Raw genomic sequence first — 399 nt, forward strand, 5'->3', positions numbered from 1 at the left:
CGCCCGCGTGAACAGTTCGGCCTCCGTCGCCTTGTGCTCCGCGCCCGGGGCATCCGGCTTCAGGCGGAGGGGACGAGTCAGCGCGAACTCGGTCATGTCCTCCACCCGGTGGAGGATCCACTGCACCTCTCCGTCAGCTCCGAGGACGGGTGTGTTGACGGGCGACCACCACTTCTCCCGGAACCCTCCCGGACGGCCGGAGACCGGGATGTCGTACTTCTGCACCGCCATCGTGTCCGGTTCCTTCAACCGCAGAACCCGCCGGAGGGAGGCCTGGAGATTGCGCACCCCGTCGGCGTCCGGATCCGCCGGATTCTCGGGGTAGGCATCGAAGAAGTACCGGCCGCTCAGCTCCTCCCGGGTCCGGCCCGTGGCCCGCAGATAGGCCTCGTTGACCTC

At 68.7% G+C, this 399-nt stretch carries 1 protein-coding gene; it reads right to left on the reverse strand.

All coding sequences use genetic code 11. From position 1 onward, the window contains the following. A partial coding sequence (locus tag JL475_RS39405; protein ID WP_202282982.1) for a PAS domain-containing protein occupies positions 1 to 399 on the reverse strand: 399 nt, incomplete at both ends.

It is taken from the genome of Streptomyces sp. M2CJ-2, assembly GCF_016757295.1.
In the GTDB taxonomy this organism is placed as follows: Bacteria; Actinomycetota; Actinomycetes; order Streptomycetales; family Streptomycetaceae; genus Streptomyces.